At 67.7% G+C, this 22707-nt stretch carries 29 protein-coding genes and 3 pseudogenes; 17 read left to right on the top strand and 15 right to left on the bottom strand.

Going from position 1 to position 22707, the window contains the following annotated elements:
* Window positions 1-37: 37 nt before the first annotated feature.
* The 4 genes from ACHMWU_RS13315 to ACHMWU_RS13300 all read right to left on the bottom strand — a co-directional run bounded on the left by ACHMWU_RS13315 (window position 38) and on the right by ACHMWU_RS13300 (window position 3117).
* Entirely contained in the window at window positions 38-1051 is a 1014-nt protein-coding gene (locus ACHMWU_RS13315) for a hypothetical protein (protein WP_396044375.1), read from the bottom strand.
* Between the two features lie 714 nt (window positions 1052-1765).
* Window positions 1766-2662, bottom strand: coding sequence for a glycosyltransferase (locus tag ACHMWU_RS13310; RefSeq protein WP_396044372.1), 897 nt, complete (start codon window positions 2660-2662; stop codon window positions 1766-1768).
* Entirely contained in the window at window positions 2622-2828 is a 207-nt protein-coding gene (locus tag ACHMWU_RS13305) for a glycosyltransferase family 2 protein (RefSeq protein ID WP_396044369.1), read from the bottom strand. The genes ACHMWU_RS13310 and ACHMWU_RS13305 overlap by 41 nt, the downstream gene beginning before the upstream one ends.
* Before the next feature lie 34 nt (window positions 2829-2862).
* Window positions 2863-3117, bottom strand: a complete 255-nt coding sequence (locus ACHMWU_RS13300) for a WhiB family transcriptional regulator (protein ID WP_396044366.1) — start codon at window positions 3115-3117, stop codon at window positions 2863-2865.
* 118 nt (window positions 3118-3235) lie between these two features.
* Here ACHMWU_RS13300 and ACHMWU_RS13295 point away from each other — a divergent pair, with 118 nt between their 5' ends.
* From ACHMWU_RS13295 to ACHMWU_RS13280, 4 genes are read left to right on the top strand one after another with little or no spacing between them, the layout of a single operon-like run.
* Window positions 3236-4000, top strand: coding sequence for a 2-phospho-L-lactate transferase CofD family protein (locus tag ACHMWU_RS13295; RefSeq protein WP_396044363.1), 765 nt, complete (start codon window positions 3236-3238; stop codon window positions 3998-4000).
* A complete protein-coding gene (locus tag ACHMWU_RS13290) occupies window positions 3997-4704 on the top strand; it encodes a TIGR03089 family protein (protein WP_396044360.1) in 708 nt (235 codons plus the stop codon). Before ACHMWU_RS13295 ends, ACHMWU_RS13290 begins: the two co-directional genes overlap by 4 nt.
* Before the next feature lie 56 nt (window positions 4705-4760).
* On the top strand, window positions 4761-5636 hold the full coding sequence (locus ACHMWU_RS13285; RefSeq protein WP_396044358.1) for an ABC transporter permease: 876 nt from the start codon (window positions 4761-4763) through the stop codon (window positions 5634-5636).
* A complete protein-coding gene (locus ACHMWU_RS13280; RefSeq protein WP_396044355.1) occupies window positions 5626-6390 on the top strand; it encodes an ABC transporter ATP-binding protein in 765 nt (254 codons plus the stop codon). Before ACHMWU_RS13285 ends, ACHMWU_RS13280 begins: the two co-directional genes overlap by 11 nt.
* Before the next feature lie 260 nt (window positions 6391-6650).
* Here the strand turns inward: ACHMWU_RS13280 and ACHMWU_RS13275 are convergent, their stop codons facing one another.
* Both ACHMWU_RS13275 and ACHMWU_RS13270 read right to left on the bottom strand, forming a co-directional pair.
* Window positions 6651-7802 carry an LCP family protein gene (locus ACHMWU_RS13275; RefSeq protein WP_396044352.1) on the bottom strand — a complete coding sequence of 384 codons (1152 nt, stop codon included), beginning with the start codon at window positions 7800-7802 and terminating at the stop codon, window positions 6651-6653.
* Window positions 7803-7838: 36 nt separating this feature from the next.
* Window positions 7839-9326, bottom strand: a complete 1488-nt coding sequence (locus ACHMWU_RS13270; RefSeq protein WP_396044350.1) for an LCP family protein — start codon at window positions 9324-9326, stop codon at window positions 7839-7841.
* A 159-nt stretch (window positions 9327-9485) separates the two neighbouring features.
* Between ACHMWU_RS13270 and ACHMWU_RS13265 the strand changes: the two genes are divergently transcribed.
* The 4 genes from ACHMWU_RS13265 (at window position 9486) to ACHMWU_RS13250 (ending at window position 12412) form a co-directional block, all read left to right on the top strand.
* Window positions 9486-10607, top strand: coding sequence for an LCP family protein (locus ACHMWU_RS13265; RefSeq protein WP_396044347.1), 1122 nt, complete (start codon window positions 9486-9488; stop codon window positions 10605-10607).
* A 24-nt stretch (window positions 10608-10631) separates the two neighbouring features.
* Window positions 10632-11576 carry a 2,3,4,5-tetrahydropyridine-2,6-dicarboxylate N-succinyltransferase gene (gene dapD, locus ACHMWU_RS13260; RefSeq protein ID WP_396044344.1) on the top strand — a complete coding sequence of 315 codons (945 nt, stop codon included), beginning with the start codon at window positions 10632-10634 and terminating at the stop codon, window positions 11574-11576.
* A gap of 174 nt (window positions 11577-11750) precedes the next feature.
* On the top strand, window positions 11751-12224 hold the full coding sequence (locus ACHMWU_RS13255; protein ID WP_396044342.1) for a hypothetical protein: 474 nt from the start codon (window positions 11751-11753) through the stop codon (window positions 12222-12224).
* Window positions 12225-12274: 50 nt separating this feature from the next.
* Window positions 12275-12412, top strand: coding sequence for a hypothetical protein (locus ACHMWU_RS13250; RefSeq protein ID WP_396044339.1), 138 nt, complete (start codon window positions 12275-12277; stop codon window positions 12410-12412).
* Window positions 12413-12439: 27 nt separating this feature from the next.
* Here the strand turns inward: ACHMWU_RS13250 and dapC are convergent.
* Window positions 12440-13538 (bottom strand): annotated as a pseudogene (dapC, locus tag ACHMWU_RS13245) (succinyldiaminopimelate transaminase).
* Window positions 13539-13546: 8 nt separating this feature from the next.
* Window positions 13547-13870 carry a ferredoxin gene (gene fdxA, locus ACHMWU_RS13240; RefSeq protein WP_396044336.1) on the bottom strand — a complete coding sequence of 108 codons (324 nt, stop codon included), beginning with the start codon at window positions 13868-13870 and terminating at the stop codon, window positions 13547-13549.
* Window positions 13871-13949: 79 nt separating this feature from the next.
* Between fdxA and ACHMWU_RS13235 the strand changes: the two genes are divergently transcribed.
* From ACHMWU_RS13235 to ACHMWU_RS13215, 5 genes and pseudogenes are all read left to right on the top strand, one after another.
* Window positions 13950-14930, top strand: a complete 981-nt coding sequence (locus ACHMWU_RS13235) for a GNAT family N-acetyltransferase (protein ID WP_396044334.1) — start codon at window positions 13950-13952, stop codon at window positions 14928-14930.
* A gap of 39 nt (window positions 14931-14969) precedes the next feature.
* A complete protein-coding gene (locus ACHMWU_RS13230; RefSeq protein WP_396044331.1) occupies window positions 14970-15380 on the top strand; it encodes a hypothetical protein in 411 nt (136 codons plus the stop codon).
* A pseudogene (locus tag ACHMWU_RS13225) lies at window positions 15377-15502 on the top strand (3,4-dioxygenase subunit beta); the annotation flags it as partial. The gene ACHMWU_RS13230 and the pseudogene ACHMWU_RS13225, both read left to right, overlap by 4 nt.
* 22 nt (window positions 15503-15524) lie before the next feature.
* The gene (locus ACHMWU_RS13220) at window positions 15525-15656 is read left to right on the top strand and encodes a hypothetical protein (RefSeq protein ID WP_396047002.1); all 132 of its coding nucleotides are present in this window, start codon (window positions 15525-15527) and stop codon (window positions 15654-15656) included.
* 46 nt (window positions 15657-15702) lie between these two features.
* The gene (locus ACHMWU_RS13215; protein WP_396047000.1) at window positions 15703-15831 is read left to right on the top strand and encodes a hypothetical protein; all 129 of its coding nucleotides are present in this window, start codon (window positions 15703-15705) and stop codon (window positions 15829-15831) included.
* Window positions 15832-15943: 112 nt separating this feature from the next.
* On the opposite strand, the gene ACHMWU_RS13210 is transcribed toward ACHMWU_RS13215, so the two are convergent.
* Genes ACHMWU_RS13210 through mshB form a run of 5 tightly spaced genes read right to left on the bottom strand, consistent with a single transcriptional unit; the run spans window position 15944 to window position 19802 of the window.
* On the bottom strand, window positions 15944-16591 hold the full coding sequence (locus ACHMWU_RS13210) for a VanW family protein (protein WP_396046730.1): 648 nt from the start codon (window positions 16589-16591) through the stop codon (window positions 15944-15946).
* A gap of 37 nt (window positions 16592-16628) precedes the next feature.
* Window positions 16629-18014 carry a peptidoglycan binding domain-containing protein gene (locus ACHMWU_RS13205; protein ID WP_396044329.1) on the bottom strand — a complete coding sequence of 462 codons (1386 nt, stop codon included), beginning with the start codon at window positions 18012-18014 and terminating at the stop codon, window positions 16629-16631.
* Window positions 18011-18544 (bottom strand): flavin reductase family protein, encoded by a 534-nt coding sequence (locus ACHMWU_RS13200; RefSeq protein ID WP_396044326.1) that lies wholly within the window; start codon window positions 18542-18544, stop codon window positions 18011-18013. Before ACHMWU_RS13200 ends, ACHMWU_RS13205 begins: the two co-directional genes overlap by 4 nt.
* Complete coding sequence (locus ACHMWU_RS13195) at window positions 18541-18777, bottom strand: hypothetical protein (RefSeq protein WP_396044324.1); 237 nt, start codon at window positions 18775-18777, stop codon at window positions 18541-18543. Before ACHMWU_RS13195 ends, ACHMWU_RS13200 begins: the two co-directional genes overlap by 4 nt.
* On the bottom strand, window positions 18750-19802 hold the full coding sequence (gene mshB, locus ACHMWU_RS13190) for an N-acetyl-1-D-myo-inositol-2-amino-2-deoxy-alpha-D-glucopyranoside deacetylase (RefSeq protein WP_396044321.1): 1053 nt from the start codon (window positions 19800-19802) through the stop codon (window positions 18750-18752). The genes ACHMWU_RS13195 and mshB overlap by 28 nt, the downstream gene beginning before the upstream one ends.
* 120 nt (window positions 19803-19922) lie before the next feature.
* Between mshB and ACHMWU_RS13185 the strand changes: the two genes are divergently transcribed.
* From ACHMWU_RS13185 to ACHMWU_RS13175, 3 genes and pseudogenes are all read left to right on the top strand, one after another.
* On the top strand, window positions 19923-20048 hold the full coding sequence (locus ACHMWU_RS13185; RefSeq protein ID WP_396044318.1) for a hypothetical protein: 126 nt from the start codon (window positions 19923-19925) through the stop codon (window positions 20046-20048).
* Window positions 20027-20221, top strand: coding sequence for a hypothetical protein (locus ACHMWU_RS13180; protein ID WP_396044315.1), 195 nt, complete (start codon window positions 20027-20029; stop codon window positions 20219-20221). The genes ACHMWU_RS13185 and ACHMWU_RS13180 overlap by 22 nt, the downstream gene beginning before the upstream one ends.
* A gap of 45 nt (window positions 20222-20266) precedes the next feature.
* A pseudogene (locus tag ACHMWU_RS13175) lies at window positions 20267-21145 on the top strand (DPP IV N-terminal domain-containing protein); the annotation flags it as partial.
* Here ACHMWU_RS13175 and ACHMWU_RS13170 read toward each other — a convergent pair.
* Complete coding sequence (locus ACHMWU_RS13170; protein WP_396044313.1) at window positions 21074-21247, bottom strand: hypothetical protein; 174 nt, start codon at window positions 21245-21247, stop codon at window positions 21074-21076. The pseudogene ACHMWU_RS13175 and the gene ACHMWU_RS13170 sit on opposite strands and share 72 nt — an antisense overlap.
* Window positions 21248-21257: 10 nt before the next feature.
* Between ACHMWU_RS13170 and ACHMWU_RS13165 the strand changes: the two genes are divergently transcribed.
* A complete protein-coding gene (locus ACHMWU_RS13165; RefSeq protein ID WP_396044311.1) occupies window positions 21258-22349 on the top strand; it encodes a S9 family peptidase in 1092 nt (363 codons plus the stop codon).
* Here the strand turns inward: ACHMWU_RS13165 and ACHMWU_RS13160 are convergent.
* Window positions 22338-22610, bottom strand: a complete 273-nt coding sequence (locus ACHMWU_RS13160) for a hypothetical protein (RefSeq protein ID WP_396044308.1) — start codon at window positions 22608-22610, stop codon at window positions 22338-22340. The genes ACHMWU_RS13165 and ACHMWU_RS13160 overlap by 12 nt on opposite strands.
* Window positions 22611-22707 lie beyond the last annotated feature (97 nt).

The following is a 22707-nucleotide window of genomic DNA, read 5'->3' as shown; positions in this document are numbered from 1 at the left end:
ACAGCCGCCAGCGGGAAGACCACACCTGCGAAACGCTTCATGAGGCGACCTCTTCCTCAGGGACGGCCACCGATCCGGTGCGACGCCTCCGTACCGGCAGCGACATCACGATCGCGACGAGCCACAGCACGACCTGGAGCCCCGTGACGACCGGGTGCCACAGCGGCGCCCGGGTCGTGTCGGCGCCGGGCTCGTCGACCATCGTCCACACCTGCGCGCCCGGCTGATCACTGCCGGAAGGCTCCAGCAGCGGCGCGGAGCCGACCCGGCGAGTCAGCTCGGGATCGGCATCAGGCGCATAGATCGCCGAGATCCCCAGCGAGCTGAGGGCCTTGACATCGCGTTCGGTGGGCTGTGCGAGCAGCCGACGCAGCGTCGCGGTCAGCTGCTTGGTCGAGGCGGACGTCGGCGTCGCAGCCTCCTGGCCGAGGAACGGTCCGGCGCCCGCGACCACCCGGTAGTCGACCCCGTCGTCGATGGTTCCGGCCAGCACCAGCGTGTCGCCGGGGCGCTCGGCCAGGAACACAGGGACGACTTCGACGCGCTGGTCGTCGAGCGGACCGGCCGATCCGTCCTTGAGCCACCAGCCCGCAGAGGCGAGCGGCAGCACCAGCGCGACGACGACCGCCGTGACGAGCGCGGCCCTCGGCCAGTCGAGTGCCGCCGGCACCGCGAGCAAAACCGCCGTCGACAGCGCGCCGATCCACAGGCCGGTCGGCACGCCGACCCACGGCGCGACGGCGGCTTGTCCAGCGCCGGTCGAGAACGTCACGAGCGTGCCGACCAGCGCGACACCGAGTCCGAGGATCGCGACCATCCAGGCCAGGTGCACGCCCGAACGGGTGCGCTCGGGCACCAGAGCCACGACGGCCAGCACCAGCAGGCCGACCGTGAACCAGCCCGGGAGCCCGCCGTCGCCGGCGCGACCCAGCACGACGTCGCGGATCGTGGCGCTGCCTGGCAGAGGCAGGCCTGCTTCCCACCAGACCAGCCAAGGTCGGAGTGCGCGCTGCGCCAGCCAGGGTCCCAGCAGGACCAAAGGCGTCACCAAGGCCACGACGAGCTTGCCGGCTGACCCACCGTCCCTCGGAGTACCAGAGGACCAGCAGGCCACCGAGGCCGAGAACCAGCACGACCGGCGCGAAGGAGGCAGCCACCGCGATCCAGATGCCGAGCCGCAAGGCCAGCTGCCAGCCAGGCGCCTCGGCCAGCTGCCAGGCGACGTTGACGATGATCGGAGCGATCACCAGCGCCACCACGGTGCCGATCCGGCCCTCGCTGACGGCACCGACGACGAACACCGACAGGCCGTACGACACGGCCCAGACGATGCGCGGCGCGCGATGGGGGCTGATCTGCCGTCCCAAACGGTGCGCGGTCAGCGCTGCCAGCGGCACGCAGAACACCATGAAGGCAGTGATGACCAGACCGGGAGCGAACCACACCGGGGTCGCGACGGCTGCCAGCGGCAGGGCGAACAGCGCCGGCAACGCGGTGCTCGGCAGGCCGACGTCGTGCTGTCGCTCGAACAGCAGAGCCCACCATCCGCCCGCAGTGTCGGGCGCCGGGAGCAGCGCTCCACCGCTCAGCGAGCCACCCAGCAGGCCACGGCCGGCGATGACCGACAAGATCAGCAGCACCATGACGACGGTGAACCAGGGACGACGCCACAGCAGCGACGGGGCGTTGTCGAGATCGACGGCCTCGTCGGGAGCCTGGTCGACGACGGTCGAGCGACGGCCTACCGTGACGACGGCCTCGGGCTTCACCAGCGCGGTGAAGGCGTGCCGGAGCAGGTCGATACCGTGCTGGTACGGCAACCAGAAAGGGGCGAAGAGCGTGCGGATCTCGCGGTGCGGACGCCGCGCCGTGCGGGCGCGATCACGTCGCGCACGGGCCAGCCTGACGGGGTGCAGGTACGCCGAGCGCAGCGCCAGCAGCTCGTCGCTCGCGGCCTCGGGGTCCTTGCCGACGACCTGCGCGACGACCCGGAGCAACGAGCCGAAGAACAGTCGGACGAACTGCCACCAGAACCGGGGCATCGGCGTGTTGACCAGCGAGGTGTAGATCGCCGCCCGGCGTTCCTCCCAGCGCGGCACGTCGCCAGCGGTGGCGGACGTTGCCCGCGCCGGCTCGACTCTGCGTGGAAGATGATCGCCGACGGGGCGGTGACCGTGCGATAGCCGGCGCGGGCCAGTCGCCAGCCGAAGTCGATGTCGTCGAAGTACAACGGGAGCTGGGGGTCGAAGCCGTCCAGCTCGTCCCACACGTCACGGCGGATCAGGATGCCCGCAGTGTTGACCGCCAGCACGTCGCGGGGACGGTCGTGCTGCCCGGCGTCGGGCTCACCGGTCTCGAGCCCCGTCTCGCGGGTGCCCGTGGCGGTGACCGTCAGGCCCACCTCGAGCAGGCGACGCAGTGACGGCCACTCACGGATCTTGGGGCCTACCGCGGCGATGTCAGGCGCGGACGTGGCGGTGTCGAGCAGTCCGGCCAAGGTGCCGGGCAGGACGGAGGCGTCGTCGTGCAGCAGCCAGATCCAGTCGGTTCTGGGCAGCTCGGCTACTCCGCGTCGAACCGCCTCGCCGAAGCCAGTGCCCGAGGGCGCGTACGTGATGCGATCAGACCCGAACGAGTCGCGCAACAAGCTCGGCGCTGCCATCGGTCGAGCTGACGTCGACGACCCGCCAGGCCGTCGGCGCGTGGAACATGTTGCTGAAGGAAGAAAGTACTTTGGGCAGCCATCTGGCCCCGTTGTGGGAGACCAGCACGGCTCCGACGGTGGGGGATCGTCGAGCCAATGGCGCGTCGTTTTCGATCTCGTCCACACCATGACCCTAGTGGACGAGAAAAGAGCGTTGTTTACGCTCGCTTCTTGAGCTTGCGCCGTTCGCGTTCAGACAGGCCACCCCAGATTCCGAAGCGCTCATCGTGCGCCAGGGCGTACTCAAGGCATTCACCGCGAACGTCACACGTCAAGCACACTCGCTTGGCCTCGCGTGTCGAACCGCCCTTTTCAGGGAAGAATGCCTCGGGGTCTGTCTGAGCACACAGAGCGCGCTCCTGCCACATGAGTTCTTCGTCGACCTCTTGTGGGATCCCCAAATCGAATGACATAGATGAAATTACAGTCCTGTGGTGTCTCACATGTCAAGCCGGATGGCAAGATTCTCGAAATCTCCGGCGTGTCGCCCCGTTGCGGGCGCCTCAGGGACGGCACGACACAATGGCGTACATGCGGATCACGCTCATCACCGGCGCCGACGGCGCCGCATTCGCCCATGACCTGGGCACCTCGTTGTCCCCCGACGACCGCCTCACGGTGATCGCTCCGACGGTCCGCGGGCACATCAGCGCCGGCCTGCTGGCCAGCCCCGACCTCGACGGACTCCTGACCCCGCCCGGGTCGGCTGCCACGTTCGCCACGGCGGACGCGCTCGAGGCGATCGGCTACGCCCCCCGCTGGCAGCGTGCGAGCGATCAGGCCATCGCCGCTCGGATCGTGCGCACCGACCTGACGGCGAACGGGACGTCGCTGACCGATGCCACGATCGCCGCAGCCACCCGATCAGGCCTGCCCTACCGTCTCCTCCCCGCCTGCGAGGACCGCGCCGAGTTCCGGGTCGTGATCGGCACCGACGACCCCCGCGCCATCCACGTCGAGCAGTACCTCGCCGACCCCGCCGCCCACGAGGCCACCCAGCTGCTGCTGGTCGCCGACCAGATCACGATCTCCCCCGCCGTCGCGCAAGCACTCGCCGAGACCGACGTCCTCGTGCTCGGACCGTCGAGCCGCACCCTGGCGATCGACCCCGTGCTGCGCACCCCCCGGCCTCCGCGAGCTGATCACCGATGCCCTCCCGACGCTGGTCGTCCATCACGACGACCCGGCCCCGGCCGGCTCGTCACGGTCGCCGGCCTGAGCGAACCCGATCCGGGACGTTTCGAGACCGTGCCTGCAGACGCCGTGCTCGACCACGCCCGGAAGGTCACGGCATGACGCGGCGTCAGGTCACGACCCTCGACCAGCTGCTCCGAGTCAGCAACGATCCTTCGCAGCCGTTGCTGACCTACTACGACATGTCGAGCGGCGAGCGCGTCGAGCTCAGCACCACCACGACTGCCAACTGGGTCGCCAAGACCAGCAACTTCCTGGTCGACGACCTCGACGCCGAACCCGGCACCAGGATCCGCATCGGGCTGCCGAGTCATTGGCTCACCATCGTGTGGATCCTGTCCGCCTGGAACGTCGGAGCGTGCCTCGTCGACTCGGCAGCAGACATCGGACTCAGCGGACCCGATCTGGCCGCCGACGAGCCACACCGGGTGGCCGCCTCCCTGCGACCGTTCGGCGGTCGGTTCGTCGACCCGCCGCAAGGATTCCTCGACCTCGGGGTCGAGGTGCCCGGCCACGGCGACCACTTCGAGTCGTTCGATCCCCCGGAGCCCACGACCGCCGCCCTCGACCTCGACGGGACGCACTCGTCGCACGCCGACGTCCTGCAGGCGGCGACCCCCGATGATCGACGTCTCGTCGCCACTGCCGGCACCGTGCCGCGCGACGCGATGCTGCTGGTCAACGCCTGTCTCGGCGGCGGCTCGCTCGTCATCGTGACGTCCGCAACACCAGAAGAGATCGCTCGCGTTGCGGCCCAAGAGGGCGGCAACATCCATGACCCGATCCACTACACTCGACGAGGCTGACGCGGAGTCCTCACTCCATGCCCCGGACCGCCCCAACAGTAGGGACACCCAACGACATGACAACTGCCGAGGATGCGGCGCGCGCAGGCCTGATCCGGGTCGGTGGACGCCCCTCGCTCATCGACTACGTCACCGAGGTCTGGCGACGCCGGACGTTCATCTACTCGATGGCACGGTTCAAGATCGAGTCCGAGAACCAGCAAAACTCCCTGGGCATGGTGTGGGTCGTCCTGAAGCCCCTGCTCAACGCTCTGGTGTACGGCGCCGTCTTCGGCTTCCTGATCGGTACCGAGGGGCGGCCCGACTACTTCGTCGAGTTCCTCATCATCGGTGTGTTCATCTTCGAGTTCTTCGCCCAGTCGTGGACCGCAGGCGGCAAGGCCATCACGAACAACGCGGCCCTCGTGCAGAGCCTCGCGTTTCCTCGCATGGTGCTGCCCCTGGCTGCCGTGACACAACGATTCCTGCAGTTCTTGCCGACCATCGCGATCATGCTGCTGTTCCTGCTGGTCATGGGCCACTCCCCCAACTGGGAGTGGCTGCTCATCGTCCCGTTGATGGCGCTGTACTACATCTTCAACGCCGGTCTGGCGCTGGTCACCGCTCGACTCTCGGTGCACTGGCGCGACCTCAACAACTTTCTGCCCTTCCTGACTCGGTTCATGTTCTACACGTCGGGCATCTTCTTCAGCGTCGAGCAGCGCTTCGGCCCAGATGCCCGCGGCGGCGGCAACGAGTGGGTCGTCACGATCAGCAACTGGCAACCGGTGCACCAATTCCTGAGCCTGGCTCGCGCCTGCCTGCTCGAAGGACCGCACTACACGATGAGCACGAACTTCTGGTACGGCGCGATCGCCTGGTCGATCGGCATCTTCGTCGTCGGGGTCTGGTTCTTCTGGCGCGCCGAGGAGAGGTACGGACGTGTCGACTGATCCGACTGAAACCCGACGCCCCGTCGTCATCGTCGACGACGTCCACGTCGAGTACAAGGTGTTCTCCACCGGCAAGCGGCCCACCGCAGCCGATCGACGCAATCTGAAGCTGCGCGCCCGCGGCAAGCAGATGCGCTCGGTGCACGCCCTCAAGGGCGTCTCGTTCACCGCCTACGAGAACGACTCGATCGGGGTCATCGGCACCAACGGTTCGGGCAAGTCGACCTTGATGCGAGCCATCGTCGGGCTCACGACGACCAGCAGCGGCGCGATCTACGCGCAGTCCCGTCCCAGCCTCCTCGGCGTGGGTGCCGCGCTGATGAAAGACCTGTCGGGTGACCGCAACATCATCCTCGGCGGTCTGGCCATGGGCTTCACGATGGAAGAGATCGAGGAGAACTACGACGACATCGTCTCGTTCGCCGGTCTCGAGAAGTTCATCGATCTTCCGATGCGCGCCTACTCCTCCGGCATGACGGCGCGGCTGAAGTTCGCGATCGCCAGCGTCAAGACGCACGAGATCCTGATCGTCGACGAGGCTCTCGCCGTCGGCGACCGGACGTTCAGGCAGCGCAGCGAGGCTCGCATCCGCGAGATCCGCGACAACGCCGGAACCGTGTTCCTGGTCAGCCACTCCATGAAGTCGATCAAGGACACCTGCAGCCGGGTCATCTGGCTCGACCAGGGCAACCTGATCATGGACGGCGACCCCGACACCGTCATCGCCGCCTACAACGAGGCCCAGGACAAATAAGCCGCTTGGCTTAGCAGTCGGCGTTCAGGTCGTCGGAGTTGTTGGCCTTGCGCGCCGTCGGGTCCTTGGTGGTCGTCGGCGCCGGCGCCACGCCTTCGGACTTGTCGATCGCCTTCTGGATCGCGGCCTGGATCGCCGGGAAGTCTGGCGTGACGGTGTTGAACTGCGGCGGGACGATCGAGACCGTGCGGATCTTGGTGCCGCGCGACTTGAGCGCCAGATCGGCGAACTGGCCGAGCCCTGCTGAGGGATCGTGGTGCTCAGCAGACTTTGCCGGCCTTGCCGATCTTGCTGGCCTTGGTCACGACGGTCGCGGGGCTGAGCTGGTTGGCCATCGCGGCCATGAGGCACTTCTGTCGTCCCATGCGGGTGTAGTCGTCTGACTGCACCCGGCTGCGGGCGTACCAGAGTGCCTGCTGGCCGTCGAGCTTCTGCTGGCCGATCTCGATGTACTTCTGCTTGTACGCGTCGTCGTGCCCGAACATCGCGATGCGGGTCTTGACGTCCATGTCGACGCCGCCGACCGCGTCGACGAGGCCTTTGAAGCCGTTGAGGTTGACCATGATGTAGTAGTTGATCTTGAGTGCCGTCACGCCCTCGACGGCGTCGATCGTGGCGTCGAGCCCCGGATCATCGCTGTCCGGGTAGAGGTCGGTGCGGTTGGAGGCCGTGGTGTGCACGGCGTTGAGCAGGCACTCCGAGCCGCAGTTGAAGCCGTACGGGTAGACCTGCCTCATGGGCGAGTCCTCCGAGAACGGCACGTTCTGCAGGTTGCGGGGCAACGACACGAGCACGACCTTGCCGGTGTCGGCGTCGATGCTGGCCACGACGAGCGTGTCGGGTCGGATGCCGGTGCGATCTGCTCGTGCGTCAGAACCGATCAGCAAGATGTTGTAGCGCCCCTGCAGCGGTGTCGAGGTCTTGGTCTCCTTGAACACCGTCTTGACGACGCTGCGCTGCACCTCGATGAGCTGAGAGGCGAAGGCCGTGGACGTCGCGACACTGCCGATGATCGCGAGGTTGACGATCGCGATGACCGCCCCGCGCACGAACGTCAGCCTGAACGGTGAGCCGAGGCGGCACGCGTCGATGAACAGCGCGACCCACAGCAGCGCCACCACGACCATGCCGAGGCGCACCGCGAACAAGATGTCAGGGTCGGTGAACCAGGTCAGCACCTGCGCACGGTCGGTGCGGTACTTCCAGTACAAGAACCCGACGGCACCGAGCAGGGCCACCCACATCGTCACGGCCAGCCAGCCGATGACCTTCTTGCCCAGAGCGATCTGGGCCGAGCCGGGCACCACGATCGTCATCAGGCACAGCGCGAGGGCGCGCCGGAAGCGGACGCGCGGCGAGTCCAGGTGACGATCCTGGTAGCCGCGGCCCAGGAGACTCGCGCGATGCGACATGTTCCCTCACGATGATGCGGCCGGTGGTGCAACCCATTATGAACGATGACAGTAGCGACCTACGGCAACAGGTTGCCGTCGTCGCGCGCGGATCAGCAGTCGGCACCCAGGTCGGTGCTCTGGTTGGCTCCCAGCGGGTCCTTGTCCTTGGCCTTGGGCATCGACAAGCTTGGCCGACGCGATCGCGCTCTTGGCCTCTGTCGTGCCCTCTGCCTTGTCGATGGCCTTGCTGATCATGCGACGGACCTTCGGGTAGTCCGGGTTGCCGGTGTAGATGACCGGCGGCACCAACGACACCGAGGCGATCTTCTGCGACTTGGCCTTGAGCGCCAGGTCGGCGAAGACGTCGAGGTCCTGACGCGGGATGCTCGTGGTCAGCATGCTCTTGCTGGAGTTGGCGATCTTGTTGACGTTGAGCAGGACCTTCTTGGGGCTGAGCTGCTGGACCATCGCGTTGATGACGCACTTCTGTCGTCCCATGCGGGAGAAGTCGTTGTTCTGGACCCGGCTGCGGGAGTACCACAGCGCCTGGTCGCCGGTCGGCTTCTGCTCGCCGGCCTCGACGTAGCCGCGGATGGGCGAGCCGATCCCGCCGATCGCGGTCCGTTCGCGCACATTCATCTCGACCCCGCCGACCGCGTCGATCAGCTTGGCGAAGCCCTTCATGTTGACCATCGCGTAGTAGTTCATCTTCAGGCCGGTGATCTCCTCGACCGCGTCCATCGTCGCGTCCATGCCGGGGTTCTTCTTGCCGAACTTGGCCGCGTTGTCGTTGGCCCATGTGTTGACCGCATTGAGGTAGCAGCCATCGCAGTTGAATCCGTCGGGGAACTCCTTGTCCATGACCGAACCGGCCGGGAACGGAACGTCCTCGAGGTTGCGAGGCAGACCGATCAGGACCGCACGTCCGGTGTCCTTGTCGATGCTCGCGACGGTCAGCGAGTCAGGTCGCACGCCGCTGCGGTCGGGGCCGGAGTCGCCGCCCAGCAGCAGGACGTTGTAGCGCCCGTCAGAGGGGTCGGAGGTCGTGCCGGAGGCGAACACCGTGCCGATCGACGAGTTCGCGGTGCTGACCATGTGGGCGGCGAACAGCATGACGGCGGCGGTGACGAAGCACAGCACGCTGTTGAGGCCTGTCGTCCAGAGCCGATGATGGCGGCGCATCTCCAGCGGACGTCCGAGCCGCCAGGCATCGACCATCAGCGCGACCCACGCGAAGGCCCCCAGGATCAGCACCCAGCGGCCGAGGGTCAGCGGCGTCGACGATTCCAGGGTCAGCGACAGCAGCGTCTGGCGCGAGGTCAGCGCGATCAGCAGCAGGCCGGCACCGACGGCCAGGAAGCCGAGCCAGACCCGCACAGCGATGTGGCCGACCCGCTTGTTGCCGGCCACGATCTGGGCCGAGCCGGGCATGACGAGAGTCATCCCCATGAGCGTCAGCCCACGGCGGAACTGGATACGGGCAGACGTGTCGGCCGGGCTGGCATAGGAGCCGCCCATGACACTGGATCGAACGTCAGACATGAAGTCCTCGCAAAATGGGGAAGAAGCTGAGGCGGTCTCAGTATCCCCACAAACTCTCAATCAAAGGTTGAGGGCGCGCCGAGACCTGGTGGCATTTTCCGGCCGGGGCGCGGCAGTTGCTCCGCCGACACCTGCACCCTGTCCGGTACCGTTTCGGGCATGTCAGACGAGCGCCCCCAGGGCAACTATGGGTGGCTGTACGGCGAGGACGAGCCGACCCGCACCACGGCCGCACCTCCGCCACCGGGAGACCTGCCACCGCCCAACCTGCCACCGCCGGGCAAACGTCCCGCCACCGCAGGCGCCACGCCGCCCGACAAGCCCAAGAAGCGCAAGACCAAGCGACGCATTGCGGGCATCCTCGTCCTGGCCTGGATCATCTTCCTCGTCGCGGTGCCGATCTGGGCGTGGGGCAAGATCGCCAAGGTCGACGCCTCCCCCGCCAGCGGCCGACCTGACGACCAGCCGGGCACGACCTACCTGCTGGTCGGCTCCGACAGCCGCCGTGGACTGACCAAGGCAGAGCAGAAGGACCTGTCGACCGGCGGCGACGGCGGCGGTCGTGGCCGCACCGACACCATCATGCTGCTGCACACCGGCAGCGGCCCCAGCGTGCTGATGTCGCTGCCGCGCGACTCCATCGTCGACATCCCGGGCTACGGACGGACCAAGATCAACGCCGCCTACGCCTATGGCGGTGCCAAGCTGTTGGTCCGCACGATCGAGAAGAACACCGGCATCCGCGTCGACAACTACATCGAGGTCGGCTTCGGCGGGCTGGTCAAGGTCGTCGACTCCCTCGGCGGCATCGAGATCTGCCCCAAGGAAGACCTCAAGGACAAGGATTCAGGCCTCGACGTCAAGAAGGGCTGCCAGAACGCCGACGGCAAGACCGCGCTGGCCTACTCGCGCAACCGGCACTCCTACGCCACCCAAGACATCCAGCGCGTCCAGAGCCAGCGCGAGGTGCTCGGCTCGATCGCGTCCGAGGCCAAGTCGCCGTGGACGGTGCTCAACCCGTTCCGCTACGTCAGCGTCGCGAAGGGTGCCTCCGGCTCCCTGACGATCGGCGACGACGTAGGACCCATCGCTCTGGGCAAGTTCGCCCTGGCACTGTCGGCTTCGATGAGCGGCAAGGGCCTCAACTGCACGGTTCCGCTGCAAGACTTCGCGGTCAACTGGGACGCGACCCGCGCGCCCGAGATGTTCGACCACATCAAGAAGGACCAGACCGACAAGATCGGCTCCCTGTGCACCAAGGACGGCCTGCCGAAGGGTTGAGGTACCCACGATAGATTTGGGCGCATGACTTCTGCGGAACATCCCGGCGCCTACGCGTACGGAATTGCGACCCTGACGGCCGACGGATCTGTGCTCGATGTCTGGTACCCCGAGCCCCGCCTTGGCGCTGCCCCTGAGGTCGATCCTGAGCCCGCCGAGCTGACCGCTCTGGCTGGTGAGGACGAGGTCCGTCAGGTGACCAAGGCCGTCGTCCACACCACGATCGCCGACCTGCAGCAGGCCCCTGTCGACGCCTACGACGTGTGGCTCCGGCTGCACCTGCTGTCGCACCGGCTGGTGCTGCCCCACACCCTCAACCTCGACGGTCAGTTCGGCCTGCTGACCAACGTCGTGTGGACGTCGATCGGCCCCTGCGCCGTCAACGGCTTCGAGGCCACCCGTGCCCGGGCCCGCGCAGCCGGCCTGAACGTCCAGGTGACCAGCGTCGACAAGTTCCCCCGCATGACCGACTACGTCGTGCCCACCGGCGTCCGCATCGGCGACGCCGACCGCGTCCGCCTCGGGGCCCACCTGGCCGAGGGCACCACGGTCATGCACGAAGGCTTCGTCAACTTCAACGCCGGCACGCTCGGCGCCTCGATGGTCGAGGGCCGCATCTCGGCCGGCGTCGTCGTCGGCGACGGATCTGACGTCGGCGGTGGCGCCTCAATCATGGGCACGCTGTCCGGTGGCGGCACCCAGGTCATCAGCGTCGGTGAGCGCTGCCTGCTCGGCGCCAACTCCGGGCTCGGCATCTCCCTCGGCGATGACTGCGTCGTCGCCGCTGGCGTGTACGTCACCGCGGCATCGAAGGTCACGACCCCCGACGGCAGCATCGTCAAGGCCGTCGAGCTCTCGGGCCAGGACGGCATCCTGTTCCTCGTCAACAGCGAGACCGGCGTGCTCGAGGCCCGTCCCCGCGGAGAGCGCACGGGCATCGAGCTGAACGCCGCGCTGCACGCCAACTAGTCGGCCTTGGTTTGAGATTTCGCTGGTTCGTCGTCGCCGGGCCGGTCACCGCCTCGGTGCTGGTGGCGACGACCCTTCGAAGATCGCACCCCGTCCCGGGCCGAGTTCTGCGTCGCGGAGGTCGGTGACGTCCGCGCCCAGGTCGACCTCGAACAAGGTCAGTGGAGTGCGCTGATGGCCGCCAAGGCACAGCAGCGCGGGCTGCCTCCGCGCGCTACCACGATCGCGATCGCCACCGCCTTCCAAGAGTCGAAGATCCACAACATCGACTACGGCGACCGCGACTCGATCGGGCTGTTCCAGCAGCGCCCTTCACAGGGCTGGGGCACGGTCGAGCAGATCATGGCACCCGCACTACTCGATCGGAAAGTTCTACGAGGCGCTTGCCAAGGTCGACGGCTACGGTTCCATGGAGATCAACGACGCCGCGCAAGCCGTGCAACGCTCTGGCTTCCCCACGCTTACGCCCAGCACGAGGACTACGCCCGTGCGCTCGCCTCGGCCCTGCGGGGTTACAGTCCGGCGAAGTTCACCTGCCAGATCAACCCCCGAGGCGCCGGCAGCATCAAGCGCATCACCGCCGACGTCGCCCAGGCGTTCGGCGACCTACCGGTCACCCGCGACGGCGATGTCGCCGGTACCCGCTGACCGGCAAGGCCGGCGACGTCAAAGCCCGCGGCTGGGCGCTGGCGCACTACTTGGTCGCCAACGCGGCCAACCTCGGAACACACGAGGTGTCGTTCCGTGGCCGGACCTGGACGTCGACCGCCTCGCACGAAGGCTGGCGCAAAGACCCCGACGCGGTCAAGACTGCGGTCGTCGTCTCGACCAACTAGGTCGCCTGGCCCGCGCGGCCCCGCAGTTCAGGAGAGACGTTCGACAGCTGCGGCGATGCGTTCGTCGGTCGCGGTGAACGCCACCCGCACATGCTGGGCACCAGCCGTCCCGTAGAACTCGCCCCGGCGCCACGAGGATGCCTCGCTCAGCCAGCCAGGCGACGGTGTCGCGGCACGGCTCGCCTCGCGTGGCCCAGAGATAGAGCGCGCCCTCAGAGTGATCGACGCGGAAGCCCGCCCCTTCCAGGGCGGCACGCAGGCTCGCCCGGCGCGCTGAGTAGCGTTCGCGCTGCTCATCGACATGAGCATCATCGGCCAGCGCCGCAGCCATCGCGTGCTGCACCGGCGCAGGGAGCATGAAGCCCATGTGCTTGCGCACTGCGAGCAGCTCGGAGATCACCGACTGATCTCCGGCGACGAAGGCATCGCGGTAGCCGGCCAGGTTCGACCGCTTCGACAACGACTGGACGGCCAGAAGGCCGTCGAAGCTGCCGCCGCAGATGTCGGGGTGCAGGATCGAGTAGGGCTCGTCCTCCCGACGAGAACTCGAGGTAGCACTCGTCCGAGACGAGCAGCGCACCGCGTTCGCGGGCGAACTCGACCATCTTGCGCAGATGGTCGGGGCCCAAGATCTTGCCGTGCGGATTGGCCGGGGAGTTGATGAAGATCAGGCTTGGGTTTCTTGGACCGATCGCGACCGTCGAGTCTGCGGCCAGGATCTCGCACCCGGCGAACTTCGCGCCCACCTCGTAGGTCGGGTAGGCCAGCTCGGGGAAGACGACCAGGTCGTCCGGTCCGAGACCCAGCTGGGCCGGCAGGTTGGCGATGGGCTCCTCGACCCGATCGTCGGCAAGACCTGCGAGGCGCTCAGACCCGTCACGCCGAAACGTCGCTGCATCCAGTCGACGACCGACTGCCGCAACGACTCAGGGCCGTAGACCGTCGGATAGCCCGGCGAGTCGGCCGCCGCGATCAGGGCATCGCTTGCCACCTGCGGGGTCGGGTCGACCGGCGTGCCGATCGAGAGGTCCACGATCCCGGCCGGATACTCGGCGGCACGCTGCTTGGCTTCAGCCAGCGTGTCCCAGGGGAACTCAGGAAACAGTGCCGAGACCTTGCGTCCCATGAAGGGGCCTACTCCTGGTTCTGCGGAGGAAGTGCCGAGATCATCGGGTGGTCCTTGTCGATGACGCCGAGCTTGGCGGCACCACCGGGCGAGCCGAGGTCGTCGAAGAAGTTGACGTTGGCGTCGTAGTAGTCCTTCCACTCCGGCGGCGTGTCATCTTCGTAGAAGATCGCCTCGACCGGGCAGACCGGCTCGCAGGCACCACAGTCGACACACTCGTCGGGATGGATGTAGAGCATCCGGTTGCCCTCGTAGATGCAGTCCACAGGACACTCATCGACACACGCCCGGTCCTTGAGGTCGACACATGGCTGGGCGATCACGTACGTCACGGGTTTTCTCCTTCGGCGAACCTGACTCCAGTATCTCGTCTGCGACGGCGGTACCGGAGGTCAGGTCTGCCTAAACGACATGGAAGTCTTGGTCATGACTCTAGAGGGTGTCGCGCTCGGTTCTCGCATCGTCGTGCGGCACGAGACAGGGCGTGTCGGCCCGAGCGGCGGACCCGAGATGACCGACGTGATCGGGCACGTGCAGTCCGTCGACGACGCCACGGTCACGATCCTGCGACGAGACGGCGACTGCCGGACCGTGGAGCTGCAGACCGTCGTGACGTGGAAGCCCGTCCCGGAGCCCGCTCCAAGACGCCAGCGTGCCCGTTCGGTCAGCGCCGAGCAGCTGACCCGCATCACGTCGCGCGGCTGGCCTGCGATTGAGTCCGTGCCGCTCGGTGACTGGGAGCTGCGTGCCGCCGGACGGTTCACGGGTCGCGCCAACTCGGTCGCGGCCGTCGGCTCCCCCGGCGTTCCCTTCGACGAGGCCCTCACGGACGTGCGCGACTTCTACCGCCAGCGAGCCATGCCCGCCCTCGTGCAGGTCGTCGTCGGATCCGATCAGGACTCGACGTTCCGCGCCGCTGGCTGGACCGCGCTCGAGGGTTATCACGGTGGGGCGGTCGTCCAGGTCGCCGATCTGCGTCAGTCGTACCAGGCAGATCCGGCCGCGCGCGTCGCAAGCGTCGCCGACGACGACTGGCTGGCCAACTACGGACGTGTCGACGACGTCCCCTCGGCCAGGGCCGTGCTGGAAGGCCCCGACCTGGTGCGGTTCGTGTCGATCGGCACGCCGGCCGTTGCGATCGGACGGGTCGTGGTGACAGATCAGTGGGCGGGCCTCTCAGCGGTCGAGGTACACCCCGAGCACCGCCGCCATGGTCTGGCGCGCCGCATCGTCGAGACCTCGCTGGCCTGGGCGGTCGAGCACGGCGCCGACAAGGCGTACCTGCAGACGATGCGCAGCAACACGGCGGCGCTGGCGCTGTACGAGCCGTACGGGTTTGCCGACCACCACGACTACGTCTACCTGCAGGACACAGGATCCGCACAGCAGTGACCTGGTGCGCGATCAGCCTCGGCTCGTAGCGTGGTACGCATGAGCCACCACGATCACGACGCAGACAGCGTGCACGAGCACGATCTCGGCCTGTCCCACGACCTGCCGACGGTCCTCAACCGGCGTCGGGCCCTCGGCCTGCTCAGCGCCGCCGGCCTCGCAGCAGCCCTCGCAGCGTGCGGTGGTGGCAGCGACTCCTCCGGCGCCACGAAGACAGCTGGCGGAACCCCGTCTCAGTCCGGCAGCACCGGCGGCTCCGGCGCCTCTGACGTCGCGGACGGCGAGATTCCCGAGGAGACGGGGCGGCCCCTATCCCGCCGACGGCACCAACGGCGTCAACGTCCTGACCGAGAGCGGCATCGTCCGTCAGGACATCACGACGCTTCGGCGGGGCCAGCGGAGTCGCCGCGGGTGTGCCGACGACGGTCTCCCTCACGATCATCGACATGAACGGCGACCAGGTCGCCCCGCTCGCGGGCGCAGCGGTCTACCTGTGGCACTGCGACCAGTCGGGCCGGTACTCGCTGTACGACGGCGAGATCAAGGAGGAGAACTACTTGCGTGGCGTGCAGGTTGCCGACGCGGACGGGAAGCTTGTCGTTCACGACGATCTTCCCGGCGGCCTACTCGGGCCGTTGGCCGCACATGCACTTCGAGGTCTACTCCGACGAGAAGTCGGCAACGACAGCGACCAACAAGCTGCGCACGTCGCGGCCGCGATCCTGAGGACGTCTGCAACACGGTCTACGCGACGTCGGGCTACGAGTCGAGCGTGCAGAACATGGCTCAGACCTCGCTCGACAGCGACATGGTCTTCAGCGATGGCTACTCGCTCCAGATGGCCAAGGCCACCGGCTCGGTCGACGAGGGCTACGCGCTCTCCCTCAACATCGCCGTCTAACGCTGACGAGGTGGTTGTCGCCCCGTGAGGAGGTGGTTACCGCCCTCCCCGGAGGGCAACAACTACCTCGTCATGGGGCGGTAAGTACCTCCTCAGCGGGGAGGGAGGGGGGTCAGTCGTCGGACTTGGGCTTGGGCTTCTTGCCGCAGATGACGTGATCGGCTGCCTGGTAGTTGGCCGTGTCGGTCTCGGTCTTGACCTTCTTGCCGTCCTTGTAGAACGTCCGGTAGATGTCGATGTCGAAGCCGTTGATAGGTGCCTGCGGGACACACGCGGGCGTGTCGTCGTACTGCTTGCCCGGCGCACGTCCGTTGCGCTCCCCCGACGAGCCTGCCGTGATCTTGTCGTAGACCTTGGTGCTCCACAGCTCGACGTGCATCTTGCCCGGCGAGGACGGGGTGCTCTTCTCGACGTACGAGCGCACCAGGACGCCATACTCCGTGGGGTTCTTCCACCGCAGGTCGAGGCTGCCGAAGTAGACCGTCGCCTCGCGACCCTTGGGGTAGCGGTTGATGTAGAAGGCGTGCGGATGGTGCTCAACGTCCTCCATGCCGCCGAAGAATCCGGCGTTGTACATCGTGGTAGCCACCTGCGACACGCCGCCACCGAGCTCTTCGCGGAACACGCCGCCGTTGATGACGGTGCCGGTCGTGAAGCCGTTGGCGACAGTACGTTCACCGACGATGTCGTTGAAGCTGAACGTCCCACCGGGCTTGATGATCGTGCCGTTGATGAGCTCGGCCGCCCGGCCCTGGTTGATGTTGCGGTACTCGGCGTACGGGAACTCGGTCGTGAACTCACCGACCTTCTCGCGGATCTTCAGCGCCTTGGCGTCGTCGGTCGTGAAGTCGGGCTCGACGACCTTCGCCTCGACCTCGATCGCACGCTCGGTGCCCTGGCGGGTCAGCGCCGGGAGCAGCAAGGTCGCCATCTCCTTGGGCTGCAGGCCCACGCCTTCCTTGCCCGGAACGACGACCGGCTTGTTGTTCTCGATCTTGACCGTCGCGTCGACGGCCTTCTTGCCGATGCCGGTCGTGGAGTCGGTCAACGGCTCTGGCGAGCTTCTGGCATCGAGGTGCAGCTTCATGAGCCCGCCCTCGACCCGCACCGACAGCGCTGGCGCATATGCCGAGACCGGGAGCGAGACCTCCTTGTCGCCCACGACGACCCGGACCCGGACCGCTGACCGCCGGTGCGGCCAGTGTCTTGACCGCCTCGGCCAGGCCATCGGCGTCGACCGCAGGCTCGACGTCGACCGTCGGCACCTTGATGGGCTTGTCGCTGACGAGATAGGACGACAGGATCGCCTTGCGGGTGTCGGACTTGGAGACGACGCGTCCGGCCTTCGGCTGCCGGGTCACCGGCTCGCTGCCCTTGAAGGTGATCTGCGCCTCGACGACATCCTTATCGACGCTCTCGCTGATCGTCGTGATCGCGCTCTGCAGCTTCGCGTCGTCGACGTCGAACGCCAGGTCGTTCTCCTGCTCGCCGAAGAAGAGGGCCGCCATGTCGCGCGGATCCCAGCTGCGCTGACCGCCTGCTCGATCGACTGAGGCCTGCGCGTCGAGCACCAGCCCGACGTTCTTGGGCTTGATCTCGAACACCGTCTTGCCACTCGTCAGCTCGATGGACCGGCCTGTGCCCGGCTCGAGGGCGCTCTCGAGTGCCGTCCTCGCGGCTGCGGGGCTCTTGCCGCTGACGTCGACACCGCCGATCGTGGCATTGGCCGGAAGGCGGGTGCCGGTCAGGTAGTAGCCGGCGGCATACGCCGCACCGACGACCACGACGGCTCCGAGCAGGATCTTGCGTCCCTTGCGCCCCCCACGGCTCTTGGACTTCTTCGCCACGGGGGCAGGCTCCTCAGGTTCGAATTCTGGTTCTGGTTCTGGGTCTGGTTCTGGTGCTGGGTCGACAGGCTCGTCGTCGGCAAAGGCCGCAGCCGGGACGACGATGGCTTCCGGCTCCTGCTCGGGCTCGGGGTCTGGCTCTGGCTCCGGCTCCACGACGACTCGGGCTCCGGCTCGTCCGGCTGGTCGCGGGACGTCATCTCGTCGCCGAGGTCGAGCGTCGGACTCCTCGACGAGGTGCCTCTCGACCTCGACGGCCTCGTCGGGCCCCGGGTCGTTCGTCTCGTCGTCGGGCTCGTCATGCGGCCCGGTGCCATGCGGCGGTGTGTCGGTCATGCGCCCCCCTCGTAGACGGTCTTCTCCGAGTCAGGCCGCCGCACGATCGTGCCGTAGTGCGAGCGGTAGTACAGCAGCGGGTCGTCGAGATCGTCACGTACTCCCGCGCCGGTCACCGCCCCGATCAGCACGGTGTGATCGCCCGCATCGACCACGGTCTCGGTCGTGCACTCCAGCCAGGCCAATGACTGATCCATCAGCACGACGCCCGACTCTGCACGGTGGTGGGCGATGCCCTCGAACTGCGACTCCAGTGGCCGTCCCTTGTGCGCGAACCACGCCGAGGCGGCCATCCCCTCCTCGGCCAGGATCGAGATGCCCCAGATCTTGCTGTCGAGCACCGCGTCGTGGAACCGGCTCGTCTTGTGCGAGCACAGCAGCACGAGCGGCGGGTCGAGCGAGACGGCCGTGAACGCACTGGCGGTCATGGCATGGTCGACCCCGTCCAAGACCGTCGTCGCCACGGTCACACCGCTGGCAAAACGGCCAAGAGCTCCACGAAAAGCACTCTGGTCGACCGTTTGCGTCATTGGCCCAGCCTAGGAGGACGCACCATGGCCAGGACGATGCCCCCCAGCGAAACGCCGGTGAACACCCAGCCGAGCCAGTCCGAGGCGATCAGATAGCTGCCGCCCGGAGACCACTGCAATGCGAGCAGACCGCCGGCCCAGCCAAGCGCGAAGCAGGCACTTCCGGTCCTGGCGAGCAGCTCGGCGGCCACCGCGACGACGTAGGTCACGGCGACGGCCAGCACCAGCCCCACGGCCACGTCACGTCACCGGCGACGACCACCTGGCGGTGGGTGACGGCGCCGAGCAGGCACACGTACAGCCCGAGCACCGCCACGAGCATGCGTCTCATGAGCCAGATCCTGGGTGCTAGAGAGACCGGCGAACAGGTCTTCTTCGTAGCCGCTGGCGCCGACGGGGCCGCGGGTCCCTTGATCAGACGGTAGAACTCCTGGCCCCACACCACGGCGGCCATGTCCATCCCCCCGGCGAAGAAGGCACCGTCCTCGGTGATCTGGGTGCGGTGCGCCTTCATGGCAGCCAGCTTGGCCGGAACGTGCTCGGGCCCCTCGATGAGAGCGTCGAGGTACTCGTCCTCGATCGCGAACGGAGGCAGGTTGTCGGCGTCCATGCCTTCGAACGTCGTGGTGTCTCCGGCGTCGCGCAGCGCCTTCAGGCCCTCACGGAACCGGGACGCCGACATGGCGACCCAGTAGATCTTGCTGACGTCCCAGGCTTCACCGAGGTCAGGACGGAACGACCGTGCGGCGGCCAGGTCGGCGGCGTAGTGCGCGACGCGGTGGGCCTGGATGTGGTCGGGGTGACCGTAGTTGCCGAACTCGTCGTACGTCACGAGCACCTGAGGGCGGACCTCACGGATGATCTCGACGAGTGCTGATGCTGACTCGGTGAGGTCGGCGTGCCAGAAGGCGTTGTCGTGGATCTCGTCCGCGGCGGTCGCATGACCGTTCTCGTCCCACTTCATGCCGGAGTCGCGGAACCGTCCAGCACCGCCCAGCAGACGGTGGTCGGTGACGCCGAGCTCGGCCATCGCCTCGGCGAGCTCGGTCTGCCGGTGCTGGCCGAGCTGATCGTCCTGATCGGCGGCGAGGTAGGCGAGCTCGGGCACGAGCACTTCGCCGATCTCGCCGAGTGTGCAGGTCACGAGGGTCACGTGCGCGCCTTCGGCGACGTAGCGGGCCATCGTCACGCCGTTGTTGATCGACTCGTCGTCGGGGTGGGCATGGACAAGCAGGATCCGTCGATCGGCGAGGGGCATGGGTCAAGGCTACTGGCCGCCCCCGCCGCCGGAACGGGAACTGGTGGTCGGACCAGCGCTCACCGGACAAACGGGAGTACGCTCGAAGGAGAGCATCTTCTCAGCAGTGGAGGTCTCGTCATGACGCGCAACAGCGACGAGTGGACCGGCAGCATGAGGCATCCGTGGGCGAACCCGCCCATGAAGTACAAGCTCGGTGCGGCACGCGGCCTGTGGTGGAGACGATGGCCGCCCTCAGCGCGCTGACGATCGCCGTGTTCGTCGTCCTGGTGCTGGTCGACCAGGACGTGCTCAGCGAGGGCTGGGCCTACTCGATGCTGCCGATCGGCGTCGTCGCCGTGGTCGTCATGGGCCTCGTCACGGTGTTCAAGGCAGTCGGCGAGGAGAAGGGGCAGGCGGAGCGCGGACGGGACCAGTAGCGCCTGCCGATGGGCCGATTGTGCGCCGGATGATCGGATCGGACCATGACCGTGTCGTATCCCCGTCTGGCCGCCCGCACGCTTCGCTTCACCCTCGGCATTCCGCGCAACATCACGGTGTCGCCCGACGGCCGGACGGTCCGCTTCGTCCGCACCCCTGACGGCGTCACCCGCACGGGACAGCTGTGGGAGCTCGACGTCGCCACAGGCACCGAGTCCATCCTGGTCGATCCGGCGGCCCTGCTTGGCGACGACGGCGAACAGCTGTCGGCGGCCGAACGCGCGCGACGCGAGCGCAGCCGCGAGTCCGCTGCCGGTGTCGTCGCGTACGACGTCGATGACACGGGTCGCTGGGCGTGCTTCGCCCTGTCGGGCCAGCTGTGGGCCGTCCACCTGGGTGCCAAGGCCGTCACGGCACTGCCGAGCGTCGGGGCCGTGATCGATCCGCGGCTCGACCCGACCGGACGGCTCATCGCCTATGCCTCGGACGGCGCGTTGCGGGTCATCAGCACCAGCGGCCAGGACGAGCGCGCACTGGTCTCGCCCGAGTCCGACACCGCGGTCTGGGGCCAGGCCGAGTTCATCGCCGCCGAGGAGATGGACCGCTTCCGCGGCTTCTGGTGGGCGCCCGACGGGCAGTCGCTCCTGGTCGAGCGCTTCGACGACGCGCCGGTCCAGACCTGGCACGTCGCCGATCCGGAGAACCCCGACCGGGTCCCGGTCGCGCAGCGCTATCCGGCCGCCGGCACCCCCAACAGCGTCGTGTCGCTGTGGCACGTCGGTCTCGACGGCAGCCGCACCGAGATCACCTGGGACCGTGAGGCGTACGAGTACCTCGGCCGGGTCAGCTGGTCACGTCACGGCGAGCCCCTTCTGCAGGTGCTGAGCCGCGACCAGAGGACGTCGCAGGTGCTGAGCGTCGACCTCGGTTCGGGCGCGACGAGCTCGGTGCGCGAGCTGGAGGACGACGCGTGGGTCGAGCTCTGCGTCAGCGCCGCAGCACGGGCCGGGCGGGCAGCTCGTCACGGTCGAGGACGTGTCCGGATGGCGCCGGGTCGTCGTCGACGGCTCCCCCGTGACCCCCGACGGCTGGCAGGTCCGCGGCATCGTCGAGACGTTCGCCGACTGCGTCATCGCGACGGCGTCGGCCGAGCCGACCGACGTGCAGGTCGTCCGGTTCGGCTTCGACGGCACCGTCACCCCGATCACCGAAGGACAGGCCGTCCATGGCGCTGTCATCGGCGGGCCGACGACCGTGATCGTCCGCTCGGGTCTCGAGCGCGTCGGCACCACCGTGACGGTTCATCCCGAGAATGGGGAGACGTCCGAGATCCGGGTCGTCGCCGAGCCGGCACCGCACGAGCCGACGATCCACCTCCTCGCCGCCGGCGAGCACCTGATCCGCACCGCGGTGCTGTTCCCGCGCGATCACCAGCCAGGATCACACCGCCTCCCGGTGCTGATGGATCCCTACGGGGGTCCGCACGCCCAGCGGGTGCTCTCGTCAGCTCGGGCGTTCCTCGAGGCGCAGTGGCTGGCCGACCAGGGATTCTGCGTCGTCGTCGCCGACGGTCGCGGCACCCCGGGGCGCGGTCATGCCTGGGAACGTGCGATCAAGGACGACTTCGCAGGGGTGACCCTCGACGACCAGGTCACGGCACTGCAGACCGTCGCCGCGGCGTTCCCCCACGACGTCGACACCTCCCGGGTCGGCATCACGGGCTGGTCGTACGGCGGCTACCTCTCGGCGCTGGCGGTGCTCAAGCGCCCTGACGTGTTCCATGCGGCGGTGGCCGGGGCGCCGGTGACCGAGTGGCGGCTGTACGACACCTGCTACACCGAGCGCTACCTGGGCGATCCCCGCACGAGCCCCGAGGTCTACGACGCCAACTCGTTGATCCCGCTGGCACCGGGGCTCGAGCGGCCGCTGATGCTGATCCACGGCCTGGCCGATGACAACGTCGTCGCGGCGCACACCTTGCGGCTCTCGTCGGCGCTGCTCGCAGCTGGCCGGGCGCACACCGTGCTGCCGCTGTCGGGGGTCACCCACATGACCCCGCAGGAGGTCGTCGCCGAGAACCTCGAGCTCTTGCAGGTCGCGTTCCTGAAGGAATCGCTAGCCGTCTGAGCGCTTGATCCGCTTCGGCGCTGCTGGCAGGTCGAGCGGCGTCGGGGCGAGGCGTTCGTCGCCGGGCAGCCAGCCGCCGTACACGTCGACCATCGCGACGACCCGGTCGTCGAACGGTTCGACGTGCAGCACCCAGGCCCGGTCCTCGGAGTCGTCCTCACCGGCGAATCCCTCGCGCTCCAGCGAGGTCGTAAATCCTTCGGATCGCAGCGCGGCGACCAGCTCGTCGGCATCTTCTGCCGAGTCGAAGAAAATCGTCATGCTGCTGATCGTATGATGGGCAGGTACCCATCCCCGAGAACGAGGTCACCAGTCCGTTGAAGCTCTGAGGTCATTCTCCGCCCGCACCAGTCGATGA

This window comes from Aeromicrobium sp. UC242_57 (assembly GCF_044452305.1).
Taxonomy (GTDB): Bacteria; Actinomycetota; Actinomycetes; order Propionibacteriales; family Nocardioidaceae; genus Aeromicrobium.
Note: the sequence above shows the minus strand (reverse complement) of the source record. Positions and strands in the feature narration are given on the sequence as shown.